The sequence below is a fragment of the Streptomyces sp. FH025 genome, assembly GCF_017427025.1.
Taxonomy (GTDB): Bacteria; Actinomycetota; Actinomycetes; order Streptomycetales; family Streptomycetaceae; genus Kitasatospora.
In genome coordinates this window covers 1-4285 of record NZ_JAFLNG010000665.1, presented here as the reverse complement: position 1 = coordinate 4285, position 4285 = coordinate 1, and the positions used below count along the sequence as shown (strand labels likewise).

Sequence of the window (4285 nt, the reverse complement as noted above, 5' to 3'; positions counted from 1 at the left end):
CGGCCAGTGAGGGGGCGCCGCCGGCGCCGGACTCGTCGTTGGCGCCGGGGCGCTCGTCGGGGAAGCCGGCCAGGATCCGGGCGGTCTCCTTGAAGCCGCACAGTCGGGCGCCGCGGGTGGGCCGCACCTCGCGGCCGGCCCTCAGGTCGTCGACCAGCCGCCGGGCGCTCTCCGGGGTCTGGTCGTCGAAGAACTCCCAGTTGACCATCACCACGGGGGCGTAGTCGCAGGCGGCGTTGCACTCGATGTGCTCGATCGAGATCGCACCGTCCTCGGTGGTCTCGTTGTTGCCGATGCCCAGGTGCTCCTGGAGCTCGGCGAAGATCTGGTCGCCGCCGAGCACCGCGCACAGGGTGTTGGTGCAGACCCCGACGTGGTACTCGCCCGCCGGGCGCCGCCGGTACATGGTGTAGAAGGTCGCGACGGCGGTGACCTCGGCGGTGGTGAGGTCCAAGCGCTCGGCGCAGAAGCGGATCCCGGTCGGGCTGACGAAGCCCTCCTCGGCCTGCACCAGGTGCAGCAGCGGCAGCAGCGCGGAACGGGCCTGCGGGTAGCGGCCGATCAGCTCGGCGGCGTCGGCCGCCAGCCGGGCGTGCACCTCCTCCGGGTAGGGCGGGGCCGGCAGCGCCGGCAGTCCGAGTTCGACGTTGGTCACCGGTCCACGCCTCCCATCACCGGGTCGATCCCGGCCACCGCGACGATCACGTCGGCCACCTGGCCGCCCTCGCACATCGCCGCCATCGTCTGCAGATTGGTGAACGACGGATCGCGGAAGTGGACCCGGTACGGGCGCGTCCCGCCGTCGCTCACCACGTGCACGCCCAGCTCGCCCTTGGGCGACTCGACCGCCGCGTACGCCTGCCCGACCGGCACCCGGAAGCCCTCGGTGACCAGCTTGAAGTGGTGGATCAGGGCCTCCATCGAGGTGCCCATGATCTTGCGGATGTGGTCGAGCGAGTTGCCCATCCCGTCCGGGCCGACGGCCAGTTGGGCGGGCCAGGCGATCTTCCGGTCGGCCACCATGACCGGGCCCGGGCGCAGCCGGTCCAGGCACTGCTCGACGATCCGCAGCGACTGCTTCATCTCCTCCAGGCGGATCAGGAAGCGGCCGTAGGAGTCGGCGGTGTCCGTGGTCACGACCTCGAAGTCGTAGTTCTCGTAGCCGCAGTAGGGGTCGGTCTTGCGCAGGTCGTGCGGCAGGCCGGTGGCGCGCAGGATCGGGCCGGTGGCGCCGAGGGCCAGGCAGCCGGGCAGGTCCAGGAAGCCGACGTCGACCAGGCGGGCCCTGAACACCGGGTTGTTGCTGGCCAGTTTGTCGTACTCGTGCATCCGGGAGCGGATGGTGCGGACCGTCTCGCGGATCTGGTCGACGGCTCCGGGGGGCAGGTCCTGGGCGAGGCCGCCGGGGCGCACGTACGCGTGGTTCATGCGCAGGCCGGTGACCAGTTCGAAGGCGTCCAGGATCAGCTCGCGGTCCCGGAAGCCGTAGATCATCAGGGTGGTGGAGCCGATCTCCATGCCGCCGGTGGCCAGGCAGACCAGGTGCGAGGAGATCCGGTTGAGCTCCATCATCATCACGCGGATGACGCTGGCCCGGTCCGGGATGTCGTCGGTGATGCCGAGCAGCTTCTCGACCGCCAGGCAGTAGGCGGTCTCGTTGAACAGCGGGGTCAGGTAGTCCATGCGGGTCACGAAGGTCGTGCCCTGGACCCAGCTGCGGAACTCCATGTTCTTCTCGATGCCGGTGTGGAGGTAGCCGATGCCGCAGCGGGCCTCCTTCACCGTCTCGCCGTCGATCTCCAGGATCAGCCGCAGCACGCCGTGGGTGGACGGGTGCTGGGGGCCCATGTTGACGATGATGCGTTCGTCGTCGGCCCGGCCGACCGCCTCGACCACCTCGCCCCAGTCGCCGCCGGTGACGGTGAAGACCCGGCCCTCGGTGGTGTCCCGGGACTGGGCCTCCTCGGCGGCTCGTGGGGGCGTTCCCCGGGTCTCGCCCTGGGACTGTCCGCGGGTCTCGTCCTGGGACTGCCCGCGGGCCCCGTCCTGGGACTGCCCGCGGGTCTCGTCCTGGGACTGCCCGCGGGTCTCTTCGTGGGTCTCTTCGTAGTGCTGAGTGCTCATCAGCTGTACGACCTCCGCTGGTCGGGTGCCGGGATCTGGGCGCCCTTGTACTCGACGGGGATGCCGCCGAGCGGGTAGTCCTTGCGCTGCGGGTGGCCCAGCCAGTCGTCCGGCATCATGATCCGGGTGAGCGCCGGGTGGCCGTCGAAGACCAGGCCGAAGAAGTCGTAGGCCTCGCGCTCGTGCCAGTCGTTGGTCGGGTAGACGCTCACCACGGAGGGGATGCGCGGGTCCGCGTCCGGCGCGGTGACCTCCAGCCGGATCAGCCGGCCGTGGGTGATCGAGCGCAGGTGGTAGACCGCGTGCAGCTCACGGCCCTGGTCGCCGGGGTAGTGCACGCCGCTGACGCCCAGGCAGAGTTCGAAGCGCAGCGCCGGGTCGTCGCGCAGGATGCGGACGGTCCGCAGGAGGTGGGCACGGTCGATGTGGAAGGTGAGCTCGCCGCGGTCGACCACGGTCTTCTCGATCACCTCGACCGGATCCAGGCCCTGCTCCTCCAGGGCGCCCTCCAGCTCGTCGGCCACCTCGTCGAACCAGCCGCCGTACGGGCGTTCGCTCGGGCCGGGCAGCACGATCGGGGCGGCCAGGCCACCGAAGCCGGAGGTGTCACCGCTGCCCTCGGCGCCGAACATGCCCTGGCGGCGGCCGACCACCTCGACCGGGATCTCGCGCACCGGCTGCTCGCGGCGGGTCTCGGGTACCTGCTCGTTCATCGCAGCTGCCCCCGCATCTCGCTGATCGGGGTGGCCTGGAGGGCGAGGGCCTCGCCGAGCTCCTCGGCACGGCGCCTGTTCACGCCCAGCGGCTCGTGCTGGATCTTGTCGTGCAGTTTCAGGATGGCGTCCATCAACATCTCCGGACGGGGCGGGCAGCCGGGCAGGTAGATGTCCACCGGGACGATGTGGTCGACGCCCTGCACGATCGCGTAGTTGTTGAACATCCCGCCGGAGGAGGCGCAGACGCCCATCGAGATGACCCACTTGGGGTTGGCCATCTGGTCGTACACCTGGCGCAGCACCGGGGCCATCTTCTGGCTCACCCGGCCCGCCACGATCATCAGATCGGCCTGCCGGGGAGAGCCCCGGAAGACCTCCATGCCGAACCGGGCCAGGTCGTAGCGGCCGGCTCCGGTGGTCATCATCTCGATCGCGCAGCAGGCCAGACCGAAGGTGGCCGGGAAGAGTGACGCCTTGCGCACCCAGCCGGCGGCCGTCTCCACGGTCGTGAGCAGGAAGCCGCTCGGCAGCTTCTCCTCGATTCCCATCAGATCCCTCTCAATGCCCTCAAGTCCTCTGGTACGTCCGGCGGTACGCCCGGGGTGACACCCGGGGCGACACCCGGGGGGCGTCCGGCCCGTTCGAGCTTGTCCGCCCGTTCACAAGGGCGGCCGCCGCCCAGCGCTCAGTCCCACTCCAGGCCGCCGCGGCGCCACACGTAGGCGTAGGCGACGAAGACGGTGGCGATGAACAGGAGCATCTCGACCAGCCCGAAGATCCCCAGGGAGTCGAAGGTCACCGCCCAGGGGTAGAGGAAGACGATCTCGATGTCGAAGACGATGAAGAGCATCGCCGTCAGGTAGTACTTGATCGGGAACCGACCGCCGCCCACGGGCTGCGGGGTCGGCTCGATGCCGCACTCGTACGCCTCCAACTTGGCCCGGTTGTAGCGCTTCGGGCCGGTGAGTGAGGCCATCACGACGGAACCGACCGCGAACGCCGCCGCGATGGCACCGAGTACGAGGATCGGCGCGTAGGCATTCATAGCCCCCGCTCCCTCCGTCCAGTCGTCCTTGACTGCAGATCGGAACCGGCGGGTCACGCTGAGGTGAACCCGCGTTCCGGTTCCCGAGATCCACCCCATGTGAGGCAGTTCACAAAGCCTGGAACGAGCGCATCCTATGCCCGTCGGCTTGTGATCTGCGACACGCAGTTCATCGTCATCTTTGTGATCTACGACACCATGTGAATGGTGCTGAATGTGAACATGCCCAGAGTTGTCAGCGCAAAGGAGTCAAATGGTCACAAGCAGTCGCATTTATCTTTGAAGCGGCTGGTCGGGGGCACGTTCCTATATCAACTATGCGCCGCCGAGAGCAAATTTCCGGGCGTCATGTTGACGTGTTATAGCGGCTCACTCGGAGGGGTGGTGGGGCGATGAACGC

The 4285-nt window shown here is 68.8% G+C and carries 5 protein-coding genes; all 5 read right to left on the bottom strand.

Annotation, left to right across the window (positions count from 1 at the left end):
- A partial coding sequence (gene nuoE / locus J0670_RS31645) for an NADH-quinone oxidoreductase subunit NuoE (RefSeq protein ID WP_307806786.1) occupies positions 1 to 655 on the bottom strand: 655 nt, incomplete at its 3' end.
- Positions 652 to 2124 carry an NADH-quinone oxidoreductase subunit D gene (locus tag J0670_RS31640; RefSeq protein ID WP_243437806.1) on the bottom strand — a complete coding sequence of 491 codons (1473 nt, stop codon included), beginning with the start codon at positions 2122 to 2124 and terminating at the stop codon, positions 652 to 654. The genes nuoE and J0670_RS31640, both read right to left, overlap by 4 nt.
- Positions 2124 to 2837 carry an NADH-quinone oxidoreductase subunit C gene (locus J0670_RS31635; RefSeq protein ID WP_207815358.1) on the bottom strand — a complete coding sequence of 238 codons (714 nt, stop codon included), beginning with the start codon at positions 2835 to 2837 and terminating at the stop codon, positions 2124 to 2126. Before J0670_RS31635 ends, J0670_RS31640 begins: the two co-directional genes overlap by 1 nt.
- The gene (locus tag J0670_RS31630) at positions 2834 to 3388 is read right to left on the bottom strand and encodes an NADH-quinone oxidoreductase subunit B family protein (protein WP_196952813.1); all 555 of its coding nucleotides are present in this window, start codon (positions 3386 to 3388) and stop codon (positions 2834 to 2836) included. The genes J0670_RS31635 and J0670_RS31630 overlap by 4 nt, the downstream gene beginning before the upstream one ends.
- Positions 3389 to 3525: 137 nt before the next feature.
- The gene (locus tag J0670_RS31625; protein WP_188306789.1) at positions 3526 to 3885 is read right to left on the bottom strand and encodes an NADH-quinone oxidoreductase subunit A; all 360 of its coding nucleotides are present in this window, start codon (positions 3883 to 3885) and stop codon (positions 3526 to 3528) included.
- Positions 3886 to 4285: the final 400 nt, after the last annotated feature.